This is a genomic window from Bacteroides salyersiae, from assembly GCF_031172035.1.
Classification (GTDB): domain Bacteria; phylum Bacteroidota; class Bacteroidia; order Bacteroidales; family Bacteroidaceae; genus Bacteroides; species Bacteroides salyersiae.
Map to the genome: position 1 here is coordinate 4,995,151 of NZ_CP133452.1, position 24,966 is coordinate 5,020,116.

At 39.2% G+C, this 24,966-nt stretch carries 13 protein-coding genes; 5 read left to right on the top strand and 8 right to left on the bottom strand.

Annotated features, from left to right (window positions below):
- Nucleotides 1–14: 14 nt before the first annotated feature.
- From RB604_RS19220 to RB604_RS19240, 5 genes are all read right to left on the bottom strand, one after another.
- Nucleotides 15–1,595: a sulfatase family protein gene (locus tag RB604_RS19220; protein ID WP_007481618.1), complete on the bottom strand. Its 1,581-nt coding sequence runs from the start codon at nt 1,593–1,595 to the stop codon at nt 15–17.
- Nucleotides 1,596–2,095: 500 nt separating this feature from the next.
- On the bottom strand, nt 2,096–3,802 hold the full coding sequence (locus RB604_RS19225; protein ID WP_007481616.1) for a RagB/SusD family nutrient uptake outer membrane protein: 1,707 nt from the start codon (nt 3,800–3,802) through the stop codon (nt 2,096–2,098).
- A 9-nt stretch (nt 3,803–3,811) separates the two neighbouring features.
- Nucleotides 3,812–7,009 carry a SusC/RagA family TonB-linked outer membrane protein gene (locus tag RB604_RS19230; RefSeq protein ID WP_007481614.1) on the bottom strand — a complete coding sequence of 1,066 codons (3,198 nt, stop codon included), beginning with the start codon at nt 7,007–7,009 and terminating at the stop codon, nt 3,812–3,814.
- A 24-nt stretch (nt 7,010–7,033) separates the two neighbouring features.
- Nucleotides 7,034–9,586, bottom strand: a complete 2,553-nt coding sequence (locus RB604_RS19235) for a LamG-like jellyroll fold domain-containing protein (protein ID WP_007481611.1) — start codon at nt 9,584–9,586, stop codon at nt 7,034–7,036.
- Nucleotides 9,587–9,668: 82 nt separating this feature from the next.
- Complete coding sequence (locus RB604_RS19240) at nt 9,669–10,643, bottom strand: T9SS type A sorting domain-containing protein (RefSeq protein ID WP_055294204.1); 975 nt, start codon at nt 10,641–10,643, stop codon at nt 9,669–9,671.
- Between the two features lie 315 nt (nt 10,644–10,958).
- On the opposite strand from RB604_RS19240, the gene RB604_RS19245 reads away from it, so the two are divergent.
- From RB604_RS19245 to RB604_RS19255, 3 genes are all read left to right on the top strand, one after another.
- Nucleotides 10,959–12,479, top strand: a complete 1,521-nt coding sequence (locus tag RB604_RS19245) for a M48 family metalloprotease (protein WP_055294206.1) — start codon at nt 10,959–10,961, stop codon at nt 12,477–12,479.
- A gap of 613 nt (nt 12,480–13,092) precedes the next feature.
- Nucleotides 13,093–14,082, top strand: coding sequence for a family 43 glycosylhydrolase (locus RB604_RS19250; RefSeq protein WP_007481605.1), 990 nt, complete (start codon nt 13,093–13,095; stop codon nt 14,080–14,082).
- A 67-nt stretch (nt 14,083–14,149) separates the two neighbouring features.
- Nucleotides 14,150–15,082, top strand: a complete 933-nt coding sequence (locus RB604_RS19255) for a family 43 glycosylhydrolase (RefSeq protein ID WP_007481603.1) — start codon at nt 14,150–14,152, stop codon at nt 15,080–15,082.
- A 99-nt stretch (nt 15,083–15,181) separates the two neighbouring features.
- Here the strand turns inward: RB604_RS19255 and RB604_RS19260 are convergent, their stop codons facing one another.
- A complete protein-coding gene (locus tag RB604_RS19260; RefSeq protein WP_007481601.1) occupies nt 15,182–16,324 on the bottom strand; it encodes an OmpA family protein in 1,143 nt (380 codons plus the stop codon).
- A 798-nt stretch (nt 16,325–17,122) separates the two neighbouring features.
- On the bottom strand, nt 17,123–18,667 hold the full coding sequence (locus RB604_RS19265) for a sulfatase family protein (protein ID WP_005930100.1): 1,545 nt from the start codon (nt 18,665–18,667) through the stop codon (nt 17,123–17,125).
- Nucleotides 18,668–18,890: 223 nt separating this feature from the next.
- On the opposite strand from RB604_RS19265, the gene fsa reads away from it, so the two are divergent.
- Together fsa and RB604_RS19275 are read left to right on the top strand one after the other, a co-directional pair.
- The gene (gene fsa, locus RB604_RS19270; protein ID WP_005930098.1) at nt 18,891–19,547 is read left to right on the top strand and encodes a fructose-6-phosphate aldolase; all 657 of its coding nucleotides are present in this window, start codon (nt 18,891–18,893) and stop codon (nt 19,545–19,547) included.
- Between the two features lie 61 nt (nt 19,548–19,608).
- Nucleotides 19,609–20,775 carry a mechanosensitive ion channel family protein gene (locus RB604_RS19275; protein WP_005930095.1) on the top strand — a complete coding sequence of 389 codons (1,167 nt, stop codon included), beginning with the start codon at nt 19,609–19,611 and terminating at the stop codon, nt 20,773–20,775.
- A 187-nt stretch (nt 20,776–20,962) separates the two neighbouring features.
- Here RB604_RS19275 and RB604_RS19280 read toward each other — a convergent pair whose 3' ends face one another.
- Nucleotides 20,963–24,910: a hybrid sensor histidine kinase/response regulator transcription factor gene (locus RB604_RS19280; protein ID WP_005930093.1), complete on the bottom strand. Its 3,948-nt coding sequence runs from the start codon at nt 24,908–24,910 to the stop codon at nt 20,963–20,965.
- Nucleotides 24,911–24,966: the final 56 nt, after the last annotated feature.

Sequence of the window (24,966 nt, forward strand, 5' to 3'; positions counted from 1 at the left end):
AACAATTTACATTTTTATTCTTTATCTCTTTCCGGAGAAAAGCGTACCGGATCATCATATTGCTCCTGTAGCTTAAGCATCTCCGTTTTAAGTTCGTTTATTACAGAATCATATTGTATATTTCCATATAAATTATGCATTTCAGTAGGATCGCTCTGGATATCATACAATTCCCACCAGTCGATATCATTATAGAAATGTATCAATTTATATCGTTCCGTACGAATTCCATAATGACGTTTTACCATATGCTCGGCAGGATATTCATAGAAGTGATAATACAACGCTTTCCTCCAATCTTTCGGATGTTCTCCTTTCAACAGAGGCAACAACGATACTCCCTGAATATCATCAGGTACCGGCGCACCTGCCAGTTCAAGGAAAGTCGGCGCATAATCGATATTCTGAACCATCTCGGTGATGTCGCCTTTACGATCGAAACCTTTCGGCAGACGCATAATCAAAGGGGTACGCATCGATTCTTCATACATAAAGCGTTTATCGAACCAGCCATGTTCACCCATATAAAATCCCTGATCTGAAGTATAAACCACCAAAGTATTGTCCAGCATCCCTTTTTCTTCCAGATAATCGAGTACGCGACCCACATTGTCATCCAATGATTTCACCGTCTTCATATAATCACGCATATAACGCTGGAATTTCCAATTGGCCAATTCTTTCCCTTTCAGGTTCTGCTTGTAAAAATCATCGATAACCGGACCGTAAAACCTATCCCATGCAGCCCTTTGATCAGTATTCATACGTCCGAGAAAACTCTCATACAAAGATTTCAAACGTGAATTCTTATCCGAACGAAGCATCTTCAAGTCGTAAATCATATCCATATCTTTCACGATACTCATCTCCTGCGCAGCAGCAGCCGGACGTCCTTCATAATCATCAAAGAAATTTTCCGGAAGAGAAAAAGTCTTATCCTCATAGAGTGCCAGATTGCATGTATCTGCCATCCAATTACGATGAATAGCCTTATGATGAATCAAAAGGCAGAACGGCTTCTCTTTGTCCCGTTTATTCTCCATCCAGTCGATAGCGTCATCCGTAATGATATTCGTCAAATATCCCTGTTTCTGAATGGTATCATTATCCTGAGTAATAAAATCCGGATTATAATAATCTCCCTGACCAGGCACGATTTCCCAATAATTAAAACCGGAAGGCAAACTTTCCAAGTGCCATTTACCTACCAAAGCTGTTTGGTAACCCACCTTTTGAAGCAGCTTAGGAAAAGTCTGCTGTGCACTATCAAAAATACAGGTAGTGTTATCATAAAATTTATTGGCACAACTATGCTTACCGGTTATCATGCAGGCACGGCTCGGTCCACTCAGTGAATTAGCCACAAAACTATTGGTAAAGCGTACTCCGTCATTAGCGATACGATCCAAATTGGGAGTTTCCATATAACGTGTATCATAGCAACTCATCATCTGAGCTGTATGGTCGTCTGTCATGATATAAACAATATTATATGGTTTTGCTTCTTCTTTCTTTTGATGCTGACAAGAAGAAGCTGCTGCCAATGTTGCTAATCCGGCAAAGGGATAAACTAATTTTAAGTCTGGTCGGTTCATTGTAAAACAAGATTAATTTAAATACAATAATTTCTATCTTTTATCTTTCAGTAATTCTATACTTAATTAGAATACAAATGTACGACAATAGTTACTAACCAATGTTCGGAAATAATTTTATATATTCCAAAAATGTTCAAAATACATCTGTTTCTGAATATTATTTGAAAAGAAAGACAAAATAATAACTAATAATGACACTAAAATTGAAAATGGGAAAACGATCTCATCTCAATCTTATAAAGTCTGGTTATCTTATAGTTATTACTAACAGAACATACAATTACTCTTTAATAGTATTTATTCAGATTAGAAATTTCATATAATATAATTTGCAACAATAAATATGACCAAATGATTATTATTCGTCACAATTTCTATTATACTTTTTCCAGCAAGTAGCAGTGAGCTCATGACTCACCACTACTTATAGTAAAACGTAAAACTTTTCCTTATATACTTATCGTTCTCCTATGAGAAGTTAGTAACGAAAAAACAAATTAATATCCATAGTTCTGATCACTGGCAGATATTGCCTCATTCGTATTCAATTCTTCTTGTGGAATAGGTAATCTAAGATTTTTCTTTAAAAAGTCTTCAGTCAAATTACCATTATTAAAAAGACGTTCTTTAAATTTATGTCCACCCAATTCAGCATTCTCTACAATGGCTCTTGTTATATGATGATTGTTCTGAATTTCTAATACTTTCTTCAGATATTCTGTTCCTCGTCTACGTACATCACAATACATTGTCTGTTCACCGGCCAATTCGACCAAACGTTCCCAGAAAATTTTATTCCTCACCTCATCCTGAGTTAAATTTCTCTCCCAATCTTTCGGATAAACCGCATTAGCCCCTCCTGACTGGCGCGCTCTCCGCAATACCTCATTTGCTATCTCAATAGCTCTTTCCGTATCACCAGATTCGTTCAGAACATCTGCCATCATAAGTAAAAAGTCAGCGTAGCGATATAAAATAAGATTCTTACGAGAGTTTTGTGCAGTAGAGTTCAGATCAATCGCTTTCTTATAATAAGCCCATCCATTGTGCTCTCCGGTAGGCTCCACGAAACGTTTCACCAACATTTGGTCCATAGATTCCAATTCTTCCACTGTAGGATTAGTGGATTCAGCACATATACTATAATCAATCTCCACATTATGAGTAACGCGACCCTCTTTATAGATCAATTTAGGATAGGCAACCTGTTTATCACCTGTACTCGTATTGGTCCATTCCAAGAAAACAGTTTCATTATATCTCGGATCATCCGGATAGGTTCCTTTCAAATAGTCATGAAAAGCTTTCGACATACGAATACGTCCCCACGATATTCCAGTCGTAGAATTCTGAGGAGCAAATATCCAACTTCCACGATTTCCTGTTGTAGAAGATTCGGTTGAGAAATTTAACTGAAAAATAGCCTCTTTAGAATTCGAATGTTGCACAAATAAATCCGAAAAATTATATTCTAATTCAAATTTTCCATATACCAGTTCACATTGCTCCAAGGCTAAATCCCAATATGTCTTATCAGAAGCAGACTCTTTCCCCTGACAGCCCAGATACCAGTATAATTTAGCCAAATAAGCACGTGCTGCCAAACCAGAAGCTTTACCGGCATCGGAAGTTTCCGGCAATCCACTAATAGCCGCTTTCCAGTCTTCCTCGATCTGCGCCACTATTTCTTCTTCTGACGCCCTTGGAATAGAAAGCGTTTCTAAAGATGGAATTGTATTGCGCAAAGGAACTCCTCCAAAAGTTGTCAACAAATGATAATATGCAAATCCTCTCAAGAATTTAGCTTGTGCTACCAAGCCCGTTTTAAAATCCTCATCCAACGGGCTCGCTTTCATATTCTCTACAAAAAAGGTTGTTTCCGACACTGTTTTATATAAACTTCTCCAATACATCTTCGTTATCGTACAACCGGAAGACGCATTTAAAGAAACATAGCGATCCTGATCACCGGCGTTCGTTTGTGCCCATCCCAATCCGGAAGCACCTACCAACAACTCCTGAGCAGCCTGGCCAAAACCATCATATGTTGTCAATTGTCCATAACAGGAAAGTAATGCCAACTGTGCTGTATTTTTATCCAAAAAAACAGATTCACTATTTAAAGCATATTGAGGATCTTCGTCCAAACAAGAAGAAAATGCACAAATAGCTAATAAGAAATATATTAATTTTAGTTTTTTCATGATACCCAATTAAAATGTTACACTTAAACCAAAGATATAAGAACGTGATTGAGGAAACGAGTTCATATCAATACCTCTTCTTAACCCATCAAATGCAAATGTATTCACTTCCGGATCATATCCTGAATAGTCGGTAATGACGAATGCATTTTTTACAGAAGCAAACACATTTATTGCTTGAAAACCAATTTTACCCACGAGACTCTTCGGTATAGTATATCCCAAAGTAATATCCGAACATCTTAAAAAGCTACCATCCTCAATATAGCGGTCGAGTACGGCGGTAGAGGGGTTGGTACTATTTACACTCGGATAACGGTTTGTCGGATTATCCGCCCGCCATGCATTCGCAAAAGCATCTTTACGAATATTAGACGAATTCTTAGACGGCATCGCTTCATAGCGCAAATTGCTATTCAACAAATCATTTCCATAAACTCCATTAAAAGATACAGACAAAGAAATGTCCTTGTAAGCCAATCGGGTCTGGAAACCGTAAGTAAAATCCGGGTTAGGATCTCCTAAAATGACTTTATCATCTTCAGTGATCATGCCATCACCGTTACTATCCACAAATTTGATATTACCCGGATCCGTACTTCCTGCAACGGTATTCTTATTGTCACTTTTCTGAGGCACATCATCCCCCTCCTGAATAATACCATCTGTTTTATATCCCCAAAACAATCCGGGAGCCTTTCCTTCTATGAAAATATTGGCTACACCAAAATGATCACCGATTGAATTACCTAAATAAGCTGAATACTGGTTATTTCCATAATAAGAAAGCGGCAAGCCCAATTTTTCAATTTTCGAACTGTTAAAGCCTATATTACCGGACACATTCCAAGTAAAGTCTTTGGTACGAATAATGTCTGCATCCAAAGAGATTTCAACCCCCTTGTTTGACAATGCTCCTTGGTTCATCAGAACATTTGCAAACCCTGTTGTATAGGAAACAGCACGATCAATCAACAAATCATTCGTACGTTTGTAATACCAATCCAATGTACCGGATAAACGGCTATTGAATATGCCAAAATCAAGACCTATATTATAAGAAGTAGTTGTCTCCCACTTAAGTTCCGGATTTTGCAAATTACTAACAGCCAAACCCAGTTCTTTATTTCCACTAGCATCCGCATAGTCAATTGTCTTTTTATAATTATAAAAACTATTATAGGGATCTATAGACTGATTTCCTGTCTGACCATATCCTAAACGAAGCTTTAACTGATCAATCCATGAAGCATTTTCCTTAACAAAATTCTCTTGTTCCATGCGCCATGCCAAAGCTACGGATGGGAAATATGCCCAACGGTTAGACTTTACAAATTTACTTGTACCATCAGCACGAAATGTTGCAGTCAATAAATAACGTCCTTCAATAAAAGCCAAATTCAGACGTCCCAAATATGAAAGTAATTGATAATCTTTCTGAATCGGTTGTTCTTCATTGATAGTTCCTGCCATATGCAATCCTTTAGTACGGAAAGAGTGGTTTTCAAAATTACGGGCAGAAGTAACCTTATTTAAATACCCATAATCATCATAAGTAATACCCACAGTAGCTGCAATATCAACAATATCCTTAATTTTAGTATTGTAATTTACAATGTTTTCAACTGTATAATGGTTTTTCTCCAAATTCGTCAATCCAAGAGAACCATTATCATTCTCCCCCTTAAACAATTGGAGTCCGAACCAACGCCCACGAGATTGCATAAAAATATCTCCACCCACACGGGCATTATAAGAAAATCCCGCACCAATATTCCAAGTCAGATCAGCAGAAGCTCTGAACGTTTTCTCATTAGTAATATCATCATAATCATTGATCCAACTCCATACGGTTGTTTTTTCCTCTGCCGACAAATTTTGTTCACCGGATGGTGTCACGTAAGGTGCCGAATCAAGAGCAGTACGGGTTACAGAGCCAGTCGCACCTCCCTTCGTATCACCTCCGGACATCATATCATTCTGCTTGATAGAACCATTCAATGTCATATCCAGTTTTACTTTTTTAGATAAATCCATTGATAAATTTGCACGTAAATCCCCCTGTTTCAATCCCGTATTGTAAACAATACCATTGATATCTTTAAAGGAAGCTGAAACAAAATAAGTTGTTTTGTCGTTACCGCCATTGATAGTAGCCGAATAATTTTGAGAAAAAGCACTTTGATAAATCTCTTTTTGCCAGTTATGATAGGTCAATACATGATAAGACTCAGGGTTTTCCGGATCATATTCACCACCGGAATAAATATAACGCACTTCATCACCGGCAAAAAAGAACTGTGCAGACTTTTCACCCAACTGTTCATTACGAAAGCGCGCATACTCCTCCAAATTCAACATATCTTTTAACTTCGTTGCATTTGCAATTGTAAAATTCGCACTTAAGCTGACTTTAGGTTTTCCGCTTTTACCCTTTTTAGTTGTAATAAGAATAACTCCATTAGCACCGCGTGAACCATAAATAGCTGTGGCTGATGCATCCTTCAAGATCTGAATATCCTCAATATCTTGCGGATTCAAACTCGTCAACGGATTTTGAGCGGTTTGAAAATCACTGTCGCCAAAAGCACTGGCTGCAAACTCACCGGTAGAAGCTTGCGGGATATTATCAATGACATATAAAGGTTGATTATCACCACGCAATGAGTTGGCACCACGAATGGTTACAGAAGAAGCAGCTCCTGGAGTAGCCACCGTTGCTCCAACATTCACACCTGCGATTTTACCTTGCAACAGATTATCTATAGATACAACCTTTGCCGCTTCATTCTGATCGGGTTTTAACGAAGAAATAGCTCCTGTCACATCTCCTTTACGTACTGTCCCATATCCAACAACCACAACCTCATCCAACATCTCGGAATCTTCCGACAGCTTGACATTGACCGTCGTTTGATTACCAACCTTTATTTCCTGTGTTTTATATCCGATAAATGAAATTACTAAAATCGCATTATTCCCAGACACAGAAATAGAATAGTTACCATCTATATCTGTTATAACTCCATTAGTCGTCCCCTTCACAAGAACATTCGCTCCTACAACTCCCTCATTCGTCTCATCTGTAATCCGTCCTTTAATCACCTTAGACTGCTGCACGGATTCAATCTCAGCATGCAATGACAAGAAAGGACAAATCATCAGCAAGGCGAAAGCTAATAAACTAAATTGCCATTTGTTTCTCATACCATATTATATTAAGTTTCACATTTATTTTATCTGCACTTTTGTGGTAGCCTGTCCCTCAGAAGAATCTATTTTCAATATATATAATCCTGTCGAAAGAATACCACTTAATGAAAAACGAATTTGTTTTTCTCCTATTGTGCTGTATACTTTATTACCGGTCATGGAAAACAAATCGCATACAGCTTCTCCGCTAAAAGGTAAGTCTACCTGAAAATTACCATCGGAAGGATTAGGATAAACACTAACCTTAGCCGAATTTAATTCCGGATAAAGTTTTTTCTCCTCTATTCCTACAGGGTCTGTACTTACTTTTGTCACCAATGTATCCACATTAGAATGAATGGTCATACTCAAAGCTCTGATCAAACTTAACTCATCTTGTACACTTACGTCATTCCCCATATCAAAATACATACATCCACCGGTGTTGTTATCAACAAGCAATTGCATTTTCTTTTGTACCTCTTTTACTCCATTAAAGGTATAGTCAACACCTCCAATAGTACCTGTATTCGATTCGGCAGTCACAGTTGAAAAATCCAGATCCTTATATCCTTTCACATTCTTCCCGGAATTATCACTCATAACTGCGGTTGTCGCCATAGAAAGACGAATCTTCTCCGCAGGATAGCCATAATTTACAGCCGTAGTATAAAAAGAAGAGTAAGCACTCCATACTAAGCTACTTTTCCGTGGCCCGTAATTTTGAAAAGTTACATAATCAACAGCATCAATCGCATCCAAAGGCATCGTATAAGAAACCGGATGTAAACTTACACTAAATATTTTATCGTTCGGCACTACTGCACGTATTGCTTTTACCATTTCTCCATAAGAAGCCCATTTAGGATTATTAGGATTATTATCCAACCATTCCAAATCGATATCTACACCGTCACAATAAGGAATCAACGCCTCAACTCCTTTAGCAATATTCGCACGCCAAGATTCATTTCCAATATAATTAGGCCACAACTTATTTCCGCTGCCATCACTATCCGAACTGATCAGGCCTATTCTTATTTTATATCCTCTATATCCTTTATACAACTCTCTGGTTTGTTCAATCATTGCTTTCCAGCCTTTTGAATTATATCCGATATTATCTTCCCTGTCAAACTTCCAATAACCATCGAAGAAGATAGCATCATATCCTCCACCTGGAAACACTGCAGAAGTCAATGTACCGTCCATATCTGAAGTAAAAGTAGTACGGGCATTTCTCCAAACCATCAATTCATCCATCTTACCTATGAAACCAGTACCCACCACCGCATCGGCATCAATATCTTTAAGGGTATACATCACTCCGTCAGCAGGTTTGTCTATTGTTCCTTTCAGATTCTGATTATTAACATAAATACGCATGGGATTACGTGAAGAAGTGGGATCCATTGTTACAGCTAAATGCTGCCATTGCTCCGGACTGAGAACATTATCACACTCCATCTGCCAACCATCTGCTTTAACAATCAGTTGTTTCTTTTCCAAATTTCCTAAATAGATACCAAATAAGTTGGAATCATTCTCTTTCTGTTCAAAAAGAACAGCACCCTCAACCCATTTTTCTACATAAAACCAACCTTCAACAGTCGCCGACAAACTTGACGGTTCTCCCTCCTGAATAGCTTTACCTAAGTTTAATGTACCTGTACCATCCAGAACCGCAATACCGGAGCGCTCTCCATCTGTAGCCATGTAAGTAACCCCTCCCGTTGCCGAAGCGTCATCCAAAGCCGTCATGGTAACCTCACCTGTACGTCCGTTTACTGAAGCATTCAGAAAAATCAAATCGTTCGTCAGTAAATGCATATCTTTATCTATTTGCAGACGATCACAATGGCGATTAAAAGAAGAATATCCTGTTACGACACGGTATCGGAAAAAATTATTATCAGTCACTTCTTCCCTCTGGATTACAGTATTTGACGTACCGTGATGAGCGAATTTATAGTCAACAATATGATCTGCACATTGCTCTTGGTCAAATTTATAGTATAAAACGAGAGATTCCCATTTCGGATGAAATTTATTTACCGTATTCTGGAACATCAGTTCTTCTTCAGCAGCGCTCGGTAGGCTGGTATTCCATACACGGAATTCATCCAAACGTCCTTTAAACCCTTTACCTAAAACCAAATCCTCATTAGAAGACGGCATCTGCAAATTACTGTTGGCATTCCAGGTTTTCACACCATTAATCCATGTATCGGCTCCATTTTTAAATACCCCTAATGATATCTGTGTCCAACCTGTTACCGAAACCCCTGTCAAAACGATTTCCTCGGTTCCAATCTTAAAAACGACATTCCCTGCTACGGAAGATAGTCTCGCTGAAAACTCCTCTATATCAGAGCCACGTTTAAAAATATAAGCACCGGCAGTCCATTCTTGTGGAGCCATTAAAAATTGAACAGCATATTCACTTTTCCCATTAATTTCAGGTACTTGTCCGCAAATAACAGAATTATCCCCCGAAAGTTTTAAAGCATAATTAACGACTTGTGCCTGCAAAGAAGAGAAACAGAAACAGCAGACTACAAACAAAGAAAAAATCTTTCCTATTTGCTTCATAGTTATCAAATTTAAAGAGTAAAAAATTAAAAAGAGACCGGTACAGAACCGGTACTCCTTTTATCTGATTGAATATATCCAATTATAATATCACTTTCGTTGATTTTGCACCCACTTTTACAATATAAGCTCCCGGATTCATCGGAATTTCCATAAATCCTGCTGTGGCTTCTGCACTATGAACCAATTGTCCGATCATATTATAAATATAAACCATCTCGCGATTATTGGCATTGTTCACATAAATATACTGATGATCCCAAGTCACAAACGGAGCATTCAAATCCGACATAGTAGATGCAACACCAACACTAACAGCTCCATTCGGTTTACTCATACCTGTATAAGAACCGTCTGCATTTTCTGTACCTTCCGTATTTACCAACTCTCCTTCCGGATTCCTCACAAAACTTACTTCATAAACATATAAAGCAGTTTTATCCATCATTTGGCCATCAAATTCAATACGGGCACGGAAAGGATCTTTTGTTCCGGTTTTCGCATTTATTTGAAATTGCCACCAACCAGAGTCTCCGGTAAAAAGTACTTCACTCTTAGAACCTAATGAAGTATTATTTCCACCTCCAGAGACACAAGACAAACCTAATTTCTTAGCACCGATTTCAAGATCCGAAACCATTTTCATTTGATATGTAACCCGATAATCATTCCCACCTTCAGCACTTGCCGGTCCTATAAAATTTAAAGAGAACCAACCTTTGCCTAAATCACCTGTCGATGCAGGCCCTTCTGCTGATGCAGGCGCATTTTTACCTTTCAGCAACAAAAGATTTCCAAATTCACTATTCACAATGGAAAGTCCGGAAGATAAAGCTTCTTCCTCTGTTGAATTTGCCGGTGCCACTGCAGTCACAATAGAACCACTGACATTTAACTCTGCTATACTAGGATTGGCACCAGTACCCCAAAACATTTCAACCGGACCTACCGAGCGTTCTTGAAATTTAAACGCGGCGGGAGTTACATCTTCTGCTTGTGCAAAAACATTAGCAGTCATCATCAATGTAACTGCTGAGAGAAGTACATTTCTTTTCATAATAATAAATTAATAAAGTTAATAATTAAATTACCTAACGTTTAATCAACTCTTTTTCAAATTAGTTAAACGACTTTTTTCATTGCAAACATAGCACATCATGTATAAATCGATGTTCAAAAATCACTTTTAAGCTTCCAAAAACGTCTAAATCTACCATTAGCAATGAGTTTTAGATGTTTCTGGAAGGAGGACAAGAAATTATGGAAAGGCCAATAAACATAGAGGGAAATCCCTATCGGCAAATAGTACTTTTCTTTTTCAGATATGTTTTTTTCTCTCTACATTTGTAACAATAACAAAATCATCGCACTTATGAAACGTATACTTCTTACACTAATAATCGTTCTGTTAAGCCATGGAACAATATTTGCTCAGGATATTTTTTTTAATCCTACGCTAAACATCGAAGGCGTTCTCAAAAAAGACTACCAAAATGCAACAAAAGGAACCCCTGTAGTATTGCAAAGAATCGCTAAATTAAAAGCTACTCCTTACAATGGTAATTACGAAACACAAGCAGTGATAGTAGCCAACGGAGTGCAGTTAGGTATTCCCATAAGCCGGCTCGACATTATCGATCTGCATCCGGATAGTAACAATGCTTTCTGGCAGATTGCACAATTATCCAACGGATTAATATCCTATTATGATAAAAAAGGATATCAGGAAATACTTCGGCAAGAACAGGCAGAAGAAGCCGATGAATATTTAAAGGAATTGGCTCAATCGCAACTGCTTTATGAAGATGCTGCAACTGAAGATTATCTACAATGTTTGTTGTTATCCATTGCACCTAATCAATTCATCAATACACATAAAAACCCCGTTCCTCAAATACGAATTTTAAAATCTCCTTCGCCGGACGCACTTATGTTAAGTAACCAATGTCTGCTTATATCGACAGGATTACTTACGACCTTGGATACGGAAGAGGAATTGTGCGCTATTCTGGCTCGCGAAGTCGCTCACAACGTTCTGGATCATGCCATTATCACTACCAATAAAAATATAACCCATGCCAAACGTGCCGAATTTTGGGGCGATGTGGCTAACGGAGTAGTGGCTGCTACAGAAGAATATCTCTATCAACGTTACTACAACTATGAACCGGGATTAGTTTTTGCGACTAATGATCTCATACAAACATTAATCAATGAAAAAATAATCAATCGCATGGGGTTGGACTATTCAGAAAAACAGGAAGTTGAAGCCGATGAATATGCCATGAAGTTCATGGAATTCACCGGAAAAAACAAAGAAGCTCTAATTTCCGCTCTCACTAAAATCTATTCATATTATAAAGACGAGCATAATGCGAAAGCGCTATCTAAAGGAGATATTTATGGTACTTTAGAAAAAAGACTCGAAAAAATGGGCGCATTCACTCCACTATCAGAAGACAGAAATTATCTGAAAATGACCTCCACCGTAGTCAGTTTTGAGTCCGGAATGATGGATTATAATCGTAAATATATCGCGTCCGCCCGTCTTGCCATGAAAAACATAGATAATAAAATGGCTTGTCCGAATGACTATATCGTGATAACGAACAGTATTATGAAACTTTCGAATACTCCGGAAAACAACAAAAAATGTATAGCTTATTTAAACAAAGCCGAAGAATTATCCAATACTCCCAATCTGAATATCCATAAGCTGAAAATTCTACTGTCGCTCAGAGAAAACAAACAGACCGTAACTATAAAACTTTTGCAAGAATATCAAGATTTATTAGAAAACGTCATTCAACAATCTCATGAAACTGAAGAAACCCGATGGTTGGTAACAGAACAAATTTGGGCAGAGAAACTTATACACAGAATCACGCTCTAAAATCATACAGTCAAAATTACGAACAGAGATACATAAATAGTCTTTCTAAAAAGCCACGTACCGCGTAAAGTATTATAAATTTTCATTTCATTGGTCGTAGAGGAACGTCCCGTTGGTCGTAGAGGAACGAGACGTTTCTCTACGACTTTCAACCTGTTTCTCATAGAGAAAAAGCAAATATGTATAATTAGCAGATTATCAGACAATTAGCAATCCTTTATTTTGTATTTATTTTTCCATAACACAGAATTTTATCCTAATAGAGAAACAAGATAGAAATACACTCATAAATTTCAACATAAATCTTCAATAAAAAGAATATAGCTTTTCTTATACGAGCATTCCCGAACTGATTATTCCAAATCTATCCACAAGCAACTCACATTGTCTACAATAATCAACATACCTGTCTCACAAAATAACGTAGACGTTCTATACTTCGACTAACGTCCCTATCATAGGACGGATTTTCTACTTTTTGCTTGTTTTTTACAATATTGGAGCATACAAATTGGCTATTTTTGGCCGATAAAGTAATCTGTATGTTCCTTTTTATTTCAATCCAAAGAAGACGAATTTGTACATTCAAAAGAGTACAACAACAATTTATATTATGAAAAAGATATGCTTTTATGCTCTATGCACTTTATTATCAGTTGGGTGCAAAGTCTCTCACCAGTCATCTGAAAATAAAAACAGAAAAAAAGAAAAGACTACTATCGACAGCTTGGCCCCCAATCCTTTTATCAGACACATGTACACGGCCGACCCTTCTGCCCGTGTATGGGATGACGGCCGTCTGTATGTCTATGCATCGCATGACATAGACCCGCCGCAAGGATGTGACCTGATGGACAGGTATCACGTATTTTCTACCGATGACATGGTACACTGGAAAGATCATGGTGAAATATTAAACTCTTCACAAGTGCCGTGGGGACGCAAAGAGGGCGGATTTATGTGGGCACCGGACTGTACATATAAAGACGGAACGTATTACTTCTACTTTCCGCATCCCAGTGATACGTATACCAATAACAGCTGGAAAATCGGGGTAGCTACCAGTAAAGAACCTGCTGCAAACTTTACGGTTCAAGGATATATCAAAGGAATGGATCCGATGATAGACCCTTTTGTCTTCATCGACGACGACGGACAACCTTATATCTACAATGGCGGAGGAGGTATCTGCAAAGGGGGAAAGCTGAAAGACAATATGATGGAACTGGACGGCGAAATGAAAACAATGGAAGGTCTGGACGATTTCCACGAGGGTACATGGATACATAAGTATAAAGGAAAATATTATCTTTCTTATGCCGATAATCATGATCCGAACAGAAATGACGGCATGGATGGCTACAACTGTATGCGTTATGCTATCAGCGACCACCCTTTAGGACCGTGGAAATACATGGGCATTTACATGGAACCTTCCGACTGTTTTACCAATCAAGGCTCTATCGTGGAATATAAGGGAGAATGGTTCGCTTTTTATCATACAATCTCCTTATCTAAAAATCCGGCATTGCGTTCTATTTGTGTAGACAGATTGTATCACAACGAAGACGGTACTATCCGGATGGTAAAACAACGTAAATGAAATTAATGATAATCCGGCAAATACATATTTTTATATCTGCCAAAACAAAACTATTACATCTATATTTATGAAAAAGTATCTTTATGCCGCATGTGCTCTATTATTAGCGGGATGCATGGGTTCTACTCCTCAAAATCCCTTTATCACACACATGTACACAGCCGACCCTTCTGCCCACGTTTGGAACGACGGTCGTCTGTATGTCTACGCTTCGCATGATATAGCTCCGCCACGGGGTTGTGACCTAATGGACAGATATCATGTGTTTTCTACCGACGACATGGTGCACTGGACGGATCATGGTGAAATTCTGAATTCTTCTCAGGTACCTTGGGGACGTAAAGAAGGCGGATTCATGTGGGCACCGGATTGTGCCTACAAAGACGGCACGTATTACTTTTATTTCCCCCACCCCAGCGATACGGACTGGAACGGAAGTTGGAAAATCGGAGTAGCCACCAGCAAAGAACCTGCCGCAAACTTCACCGTACAAGGATATATCAAAGGAATGGATTCGCTGATAGATCCTTGTGTCTTTATGGATGATGACGGCCAGGCATATATCTACAATGGCGGTGGCGGTATTTGTAAGGGAGGCAAACTGAAAGATAATATGATGGAACTGGATGGAGAAATGAAAGTCATGGAAGGTCTGGTAGACTTTCATGAAGCCACATGGATACATAAATATAAAGGAAAATACTACCTTTCCTATTCTGACAACCATAACGACGACTGGAACGATGGCGTAGAAGGAGACAACCGCATGCATTACGCCATTAGTGACAGCCCTTTAGGTCCTTGGAAGCATATGGGTGTTTATATGGATCCTACAGACAGTGCTACCAATCACGGTTCTATCGTAGAATATAAAGGGCAATGGTATGCTTTTTATCACAACAGTGCTTTGTCACATCACGATTGGTTGCGCTCAATATGTGTCGATAAACTGTATTATAACGAAGACGGTACCATCCGCATGGTAGAACAACGCAAATAAAAATTTCAAGAAGATAATACAATAAATTTCCCCCTCTTATTCTGCTTCAATAGAAGTAGAGCAAGAGGGGGAAATCATATATGAAAAGGAGTAAAACGCTTACTTGGATTCGTCAATCGTACAGATGCTCACACGGTTCCAATCCGGATCTGTAAACATGTCTCCGATACCTTGTCCTTCGGCACTAACCCGTGTAGAATCAATCTTGTACTTTTTCACCAAAATAGATTCGACAGCTTCAGCACGTGCTTTTGCCAGTTTCTTATTGAATTCAAGATTTCCTTCCGGTGAAGCATATCCTTTAATGATCACATTAGCATCCGGATGTTTCTTCAGATAAGAAGCAATTCGTTCCACATTAGGCAATTGAGAAGCATCAACAACCGATTTTCCCTGCCTGAATGTGATCACAGACTCCGGAATCCGATCCGTCTTAATTACTGTTTCAACAGGAACAACCTTATTGCGGCAAGCATCCAGCTCGCTTTGCAGTTCGTTCACCTGACGCGTGGTAGTTGCCAATTGACTATCCTTACTACCTACCTGTGAGCGAAGATTATTGATAGAAGAGTTCAATTCGGCTATTTCCGCAGCATTATAAGGTTTGACTGTAGTAAAATGATGGGTTCCGTTACTGGTTTTAAAATGGTATGCCAATCCGGCTGTCAGTTCAAAAGCGGCATTATTGGCATTAAAGCGGCTTTTTGCCGTATTAAAATCGCCTTGCATATCATATACTATAGCAGGTTTCACTCCCAAAGTCCATGCTTTAGATTCGCCAAGGTTGAAATTCAAATTCAATCCGAGACGAGTAGACCACGAATTTTCATCTCCAGGACCATTCATATAGTAATGAAGCCAACCGATACCGGCAACCGCTTCAATCTCAAACAGCCGGGGAGTTCCCTGATAGCCTGCAAACAAGTTCATCAGGTTGACTTTACCTAACAGACTGACATCAGAAGCGTCAAAAGCCGTTTTACTCTGAGTAGTATTCACATATCCCATACCCTGAAGGCCGAAACCGAAAATAGGAGTTAATTGTTTCGCTACTCCAAATCCAAAAGCCGGACGGGCGTTCTTAAAGAATGCGCTATGAGTCAAAGGAGTCGTTGCACCGGCATTGATTCCTATAGACCAGTTATCACCAAATTTAGTTCCTTGAAGAGCAGTCTGGTCGTTTTGGGCACTTGCAGTAAATGCTCCCAATACAAAAGCAGATACAATAATAAATTTTTTCATAATTAAAATGTGTTAAGTTGGTTATACAATAAATATATCATACATTCCCTAAATGGGATTTTTATTTTGAGAGTAAAGGTCAAATGCTTACACAGCATATATTCAATGACTGAATCTATTAATAGATTTTAATTCTATATTTTCATAAAGCTACATGAATTAATAAATTTAGCATTCAAAACTTTAGAAAACGAATAATTTATTTCATTTTATAAATCTTACTCTCCGTTTTATTCGATTTTTAAAACCGAAGTAGAACTCGCTTTCATTTTAAACAACATAATATATCAAATTTTAGTTCAGAGTTTGAAAGTGAAATTAACAACTATTTAGTTTTAGGAAATATAAAATCCACCCCATACACCTGCCACAGCATCATTAGAGAAATAACAACAAGAAGTATGATATAATAATAATCTACGCTTTTCAAAATTTTGAATCGGATAAATAGTATAGTCAGTCAACTGGATTGCAATAGTTTAATATAAAAAATAGGTTCTTTTTTTGTGAAACAGAATTTTATTGATAGAAACAACATTCTACCCATAATTGTCTATTAATCAACTTTAGTAATATTCTCATCCAATATTTATATTCCATATCAGAAAGTCTAATAGAATATAACAAACTGATAATCAACACTTATAAGAGTATAGACATTTGTGTATAAAAAGTATAGACATTTGATATGTAAGAGTATATACTCTTATATAATAAGAATATACACTCTTACATTTTAGAAACAAGGTTAACAAAAATCCGTTTTATAAACACGTATTATCAGCAACAAAGGTAATATCAATACAACGGCAATCCGTACCGTCCGTCAACTACCTTTTCCAATTCGGCACTCAACTGTTGCACACGTTTGGGCTGTTCTTTCGCCAAATTATTCTTTTCACCGGCATCTTTTTTCAAATCATACAATTGTGGTTCCATACTGTTTCCCAACTCAATATTCACCTGCTTATTATAAGCCGGCCCCCGACCGGGACGAACATACTTCCAACGACCATCTGTAATGGAAAGATTATTTTGTGCATTTTGCAGAACCAGATAATCACGCCCTTTCTTCTCTTTCCCCATCCAAGCCATTTTCATCGGGCGGCTATCCGGTGCTGCACCCTCGGGAAGAGACTGATTCAACATTTGTGCAAAAGTAGCAAACCAGTCAATCTGACAAAGTAATGCATCGGACACTCCGGGCTTAATTTGTCCCGGCCATCTCCAAATGCAAGGAACACGAGTGCCGGCTTCATAGATACTATATTTACCACCGCGATACTTACCACCGGGTTTATGATCACCCAACAGTTCGACTGCCTGATCTTTATAACCATCATCTACAACCGGACCATTGTCGCTGGAGATAATGACCAACGTATTTTTGTCTAATCCCAGTCGTTCAAGCGCATTCAACACCTCTCCTACGCTCCAGTCAAACTCCAACAAACAATCACCACGAGGCCCCATACCACTCTTACCAACAAACTGTGCTCCGGGAACACGGGGAACATGCGCATCTTGCGTAGCAAAATAAAGGAAGAACGGGCGATCTTTATGTGTTTCGATAAAAGATACAGCCTTATCGGTCAAGGTTTCGGCTATCTTATCATCTTTCCAAAGTGCCGACTTACCGCCTTTCATAAAACCGATACGGGAAATTCCATTGACAATACTCATATCATGTCCGTGAGAAGGATGCATAACCAACAATTCGGGATTGTCCTTTCCGGTAGGCTCCCCGGGAAAATTCTTTTTATAGCTGACCTGAATAGGATCGGCCGGATCAAGGTTGATCACTTGGTCATTTTCTACAAATACACAAGGAACACGGTCGCCGGTGGCAGCCATAATAAAAGAATAGTCAAAACCAATATCGTTGGTACCCGGTTTCAACGGTTTATTCCAATCTTGTTCACCACCTTTATCTCCCAACCCTAAGTGCCATTTACCTACTACAGCAGTAGTATAACCGGCTTGCTTGAACATATCCGGCATAGTATAGCGATCCGGACGAATAATAGAACCGGCATCACCGTCGGCAATACCCGTACCGGCTTTACGCCAAGCGTATTCTCCCGTAAGCATGGCATAACGGGAAGGAGTACTTGTTGCAGCCGCACTGTGTGCATTAGTAAATCGCACGCCTTGTGCCGCCGCACGGTCTACATTGGGAGTATGAATCGTATTCGCACCATTGCAACTGAAATCACCGAAACCGATGTCATCGGCATAGATAAAAACCACGTTCGGACGCTGTTCTCCTTTCTCTTGCGCAACGGCATTTTGAACGAGACAGGGAGTAATAACTAAGGGAAGTACAAAATAATTTTTTTTCATGATAAGTTAATATTAGATTCCGGAACAAATATCGTCATTTATGAGAACATACACACCCTGCATCAGTCAATATTTTTACCGCACAAGCAAAAAATAGACATTTACGAACATCCGGTAGACAATATTGGAAACAAAAAATGGAGAATATCTGATAATCTTGCAAATGGATAAACAAATACTTACCTTTGGACGTTAGATAGTTAACCACTAAAATTTAGAAGTTATGAAATTTTTTATCGACACAGCTAATTTGGAGCAGATACGCGAGGCATATGCACTCGGTGTGCTCGACGGAGTTACTACCAATCCTTCACTTATGGCCAAAGAAGGCATCAAAGGAACCGAAAACCAACGTAAACATTATGTAGAAATATGTAATATCGTGGGAGGTGACGTAAGTGCCGAGGTGATAGCTACCGATTATGAAGGCATGATTCGGGAAGGTGAAGAACTTGCCGCATTAAATCCGCATATCGTAGTAAAGGTACCATGCATTGCCGATGGCATCAAAGCTATTAAATATTTCACGGAAAAAGGTATCCGTACCAACTGTACCCTGGTATTTTCTGCCGGGCAGGCTTTACTGGCTGCTAAAGCGGGAGCTACCTATGTGTCTCCTTTCGTAGGTCGTCTGGATGATATTTGTGAAGACGGTGTAGGGCTCGTTGCCGATATCGTACGCATGTACCGTTATTATAATTACAAGACACAAGTATTGGCAGCCTCTATCCGCAACACCAAGCACATCATGGAATGCGTAGAAGCCGGAGCCGATGTAGCTACTTGTCCGTTAAGCGCCATTAAGGGACTACTAAACCACCCGCTTACAGAATCCGGATTGAAAAAATTCCTGGAAGACTACAAAAAAGTAAACGGATGAAAATCCGGATGAAACAATTTCCTAAGTCTGCCGTTATACTTATAAAAAACAAGATATAATTATGGACTTAGGAAATTGGATGAACAAGATCCTCATCGGATGGGGAATAGACCCGAAAATAGCCAACACGTTTGATGAGGCCATTATTGCTATCTTAATGATCTGCATCGCGGTAGGGCTCGATTACCTTTGCCAGGCCATTCTGGTAGGTGGAATGAGAAAATATACCAAACACTCCCCACACGTATGGAATACATTATTAATGAAACGACGCGTATTCCATAATCTGATACATACGATTCCCGGCATATTGGTATATATACTATTACCAATCGCTTTTGTACGCGGAAAAGAACTGTTGCTTATTTCTCAGAAGATATGTGCCGTTTACATCATCCTGTCCTTGCTGCTTGCCATCAACGGAGTACTGCTGATGATATTGGACGTATATTCGGAAAAAGCCAAGGCAAAGAACCATCCGATGAAAGGATTTATACAGGTTCTGCAAGTTCTTCTTTTCTTTGTAGGAGGCATCATCATGATTGCCATTCTCGTGAACAAATCGCCGGCAAGTCTGTTTGCCGGTTTGGGGGCTTCGGCAGCCGTTCTGATGTTAGTATTCAAAGATTCCATTTTAGGATTTGTGGCAGGTATACAATTATCAGCCAATGACATGGTACGGTTAGGAGACTGGGTTACAATCCCTTCGAGCAATGCTAATGGTATAGTACAGGAAATTACATTGAATACGGTCAAAATTCAAAACTTCGATAACACGATTTCTACTATTCCTCCTTACAGTCTCGTAAACAACTCTTTCCAGAATTGGCGCGGAATGGTGGAATCGGGTGGACGGAGAGTCATGAAGAATATCACTCTCGACCTTACCACACTAAAATTCTGTACCCCCGAAATGCTGGATACTTTTCGGAAAGAAATCCCTTTACTGGCCGATTACCAACCGGAAGAAGGAGTGATACCGACCAACTCGCAAGTGTATCGTGTCTACATAGAACGTTACTTATGCAGTCTGCCTGTAGTAAACCAAGATCTTGACTTGATAATCAGCCAAAAAGAAGCTACCGAATATGGCGTACCTATCCAAGTTTATTTCTTCTCCCGAAACAAAATATGGAAGGAATACGAACGTATTCAGTCCGATATCTTCGACCATCTATTTGCCATGGTACCCAAATTTGATTTGAAAGTATATCAGTATTCAGACTGAAATGAAATTAGTAGTTAAGTAGTCAAGTAGTAAGTAGCAGGTAGTAAATAGCCTAATAACAAGCTATCAAATAACAAGTAGTCCATTAATAATAAATGACTAAATAGCAAGTAACATGAAAAAATCAGAAATAAGTCTATCCTACTTGACTACTGAACTACTTACTACTTAACTACTCAATTACTTACTACTTAGCCACTTGACTACTCTTCTCCCTATACTTCGTCGGCGTTTCTCCCGTATACTGCTTAAATAAAGTGCTGAAGTAACGCGATGTAGTGAATCCACAGCGTTCTGCTATTTCGGTAAAATTCAAATTGGTAGTGGTAATAAGCAGTATTGCCTTTTCTATTCTAAGTTTATTGATATAATCATTGACTCCCACATCCGTCAGTGCTTTTAACTTATTATAAAGCGTAGCACGACTCATACCGATCTCTCTACAAAGGAAAGCAACATCCAACTCGGAATCGGACAGATGATCGGTAATGATTTTGTTCAGCTTCAGAAGAAAAGTCTCGTCTGCCTGACTGAATGTACTGTCTTCGGGTGCCGGCAACAATCCGGCATTCAGATAGCGTGCCTTTGTCTGTTCGCGATTACGCAAACGGCTACGAATAAGTTCGAGTAGCATTTCCTCTTCGAACGGTTTGGTCAAATACCCGTCCGCACCGATTTTATATCCCTGCAACTGGCTTTGCTCATCGTCACGCGCAGTAAGCAGGATAACCGGAATATGACTGACGGCAATATCCTCTTTTATCTGCTTACAAAGTTCATAACCGTTCATACGCGGCATCATTACATCACTGACAATAATATCCGGTTGATATTTCCGAAGAAGCTCCAAAGCCTCTACCCCATCTGCGGCAGCATATATTTGCTTAAATTTATCTTTCAACATATCCCGCAGAAAATCAACCAAATCCTGATTATCATCAACAACCAATAGAGAATAGTTACTCATGACAAAAGCATTTGTATCCGGAATGTTTTCTCCACCACTATCAGTGATCAGTTCATTCAGATAAGCTTTGGGCTCACAAAGTACCTCTTCCGATATGGCTTGTAAAGGAAGCTCAAAAAAGAAAGTGGCACCCACCGTTTCGTTATCTCTGGCACCAATATTTCCCCCATGTAATTCGGCCAAAATCTTGGAATAAGACAATCCGATACCCGAGCCGTTACGCTGCTCACCGTTTCCCTGATAAAAACGGGTAAAGAGTTTATTTACATCTACCTGTTGCAATCCACAACCCTGATCGGAAACCGATATGCGAACGCGTTGCTCTTCTGACAATAGTTTGGTAATAATGGTTATTCCTGTTCCTTCCGGACTGTGCTTCAGTGCATTAATCAACAAGTTAGTCAGAATAATTTCACACTTATCCCTGTCAAAACTAACCTCTTCGATCTGTTCGTCCAACTGATAATTAATCTCCACATTCTTCGCTTCAGCCTCACCGACAAAGTCTGCCGAAACCTCCAGTACCCAATCATTTAATCGCTGCGGATAAATCTGCAATTTACTCACTCCGACTTCCATCTTACGTAGATCGAGTACCATATTGAGCAAATCTCTCATACGCTGTGATTGTCTGTAAATACTTTTAAGAGGTACGAAATTGGAGTCCGTAGGAGATAAAGTTTTCAAGATACGATTGAGGGGCGCATGTATCAAAGTCAACGGAGTACGAAGTTCATGACTGATGTTAATCAAAAAACGCACTTTCTCTTCATACATCTGTTTCTCATGCTCTTTCATTGCCCACTTCAGTTTATTTTCTTTACGACGCAAAGTGACCAGAAAAGTCTGTATGATGGCTCCGGATACAATCAAGACACAACACATTATAAACCACCACGTTTTATACCACGGCGGCAAAATAGTAAGACTCAAAACCTGCTGTAAGGGAGTCCAGTTACCATCTTTCGTACTACATGAAGCCATGATCCGGTAATTTCCGGGAGGTAACGAACGGACAATCAGTTCCGGGCTATAAGAATCAATATATTGCTCATTCAAACCGGCAATCTGGTAACGATAAATTTTTTGGCGGAAAATGTCTTTCTCACAAGACATGACACGAATAGCAATCGACTTACTACTCCAAGGCACAGAGATACCGATAGGTTCCGCACTTAAAGCGTCATTCACCGATTCACCATTGATAAGTACATCCGTCAATTGCATCTGCGGGTATTCCGAACTTTCTATCGGCAAATTTCTATCAATGCGCAATAACCCCTTAATACCTCCCATATAGATATCACCCTTAGTAGAAACCAACTTAGGCTTAGATAGATATTCATTTATCAAAACCCCGTCCGACTCTCCGAAAAGAACAAATCTTTTTTCATTGATGAGCCATGCAAACAGCATCTGATCCGTTCCGATCCACACTTTTCCTTTCCGGTCGCATACAATAGAGATTATTTCATCAAAAAGCGTCGTAGGCAAATGCTGATATTCATGATTCACAGGATTGTAACTACTCAGCCCCCGATTGCTGCCAATCCAAAAAACACCACGCTCATCACGCGAAACCGAATTGATAAGCGTATCCCTGCCACAAGTAAATACGGCATGCAACTTATTCGTAGAGTGATCCAATGCATAAATCCGATGAAGATCGCAAAAATAACTCGTCCGCGAGCCCAAAGAAACCGGAAGAATCGTACCGACAAAATCCTCTCCCTCTTCTTCCTTTATCACGTCGACCTTACCGGAAGCAATATCATACCTATAAATATGAGAACCAAGCAATAAGACAGAACCAGGCACCATCTGATAAACATTCACAGTTCGCCCGCTATATCGGATGAGATTGTTTATCTCTTCATTATCAACAACCAACGGAGTAAGATTTCCCGTTGATTTATTAAAGATAAACAGACCTTTGGAAAAAAGCGATAATAACAATTCATTAGAAGTAAAACCGGTAATCGATGCTACTTTGGTTTTCCATGTAGCCTGATAATGCCGGAATTTTTCCGTCCCTGGATTTAATCTGTTCAATCCGCCTCCATCGGTACCAATCCAGATATCTCCGGATACAGAATCCTGATATAAACTCAGGACTGTATTATCACTCAATCCGGCATCGTTTCCCGGTACTGCATCCGTATAAGTCTTCATCGATATTTCACGGATATTAATGAGTCCGCCACGGATGCTGCCTGCCCACATATTATTATTAACGTCATTGTGCAAGCATAAAATAGAATTTACAGGCAAAGAATAATTGTTTCCGGGGATATGCTCCAAAACGGATATTTCTTGGGTCTCGGGATCCAATACATTAATCCCGCCACCGTCAGTACCGATCCATATATGCCCGTCCCTTTCGGCCATACATAAAACGACATCATTATTCAACTGAGAATTCCGAGTGGTATAAGAAGCCAGCAAGGCACCGTCTTTTGCAAAACACCGGATGCCGTTATTGTATGGAGCAACCCACACACGTTGCCGGGAATCTATCATGATCTCCATGATTTCTTTTCCACAATCAAAAGGAGGAGGCGACACTTCTCCGGTACGAAGATTAAGTAACAATACCCCTTGCCAACGGCTGGCACAAAGTACTGTTTCTGCATTCCACATGCCAATAAAAGATATGGAGAATTGCGCGTCAGAGGCAAAATCCCGGACAAGGACAAAAGAATCATCCTTATAACTGTAAAAATAAATTTTATTACGTGCACCGAACAAGATTCCCTGACTGGTGCGACAGGAAGCATTTACAATTATATTTTGATTGTTATTGTTTTTAATGACATCAAAATCATCACTTCTGCGCCGATAGCGGGCAATACCTTTATCGGTCATAATCCAGATATTATGCAAACTGTCTTCCACAATCTGATGAATATGATTGTGAGGCAGTGAATTCGGATTATCAGACTGATACGTATATCGTTTCAGCTCATGTCCGTCGAAACGTCCTAACCCGCTTCTCGTCCCGATCCACACAAATCCTTTCTTTTCGGCATAAATACACCTGACCGTAGAAGGCAACCCTTCTTTCAAGGAGATTTGTTTAAAATAATAATGGCTGGCTTTTAAGTGATTACAACATAAAAGCAGACCTACTATCCAACAAAAAAGACGGAGGCAATTGACTATTTTCATAATAAGATTCGTATGTGACCGGGAGCAAAAATAGTTTTTTCTTTTTCTATTACCAA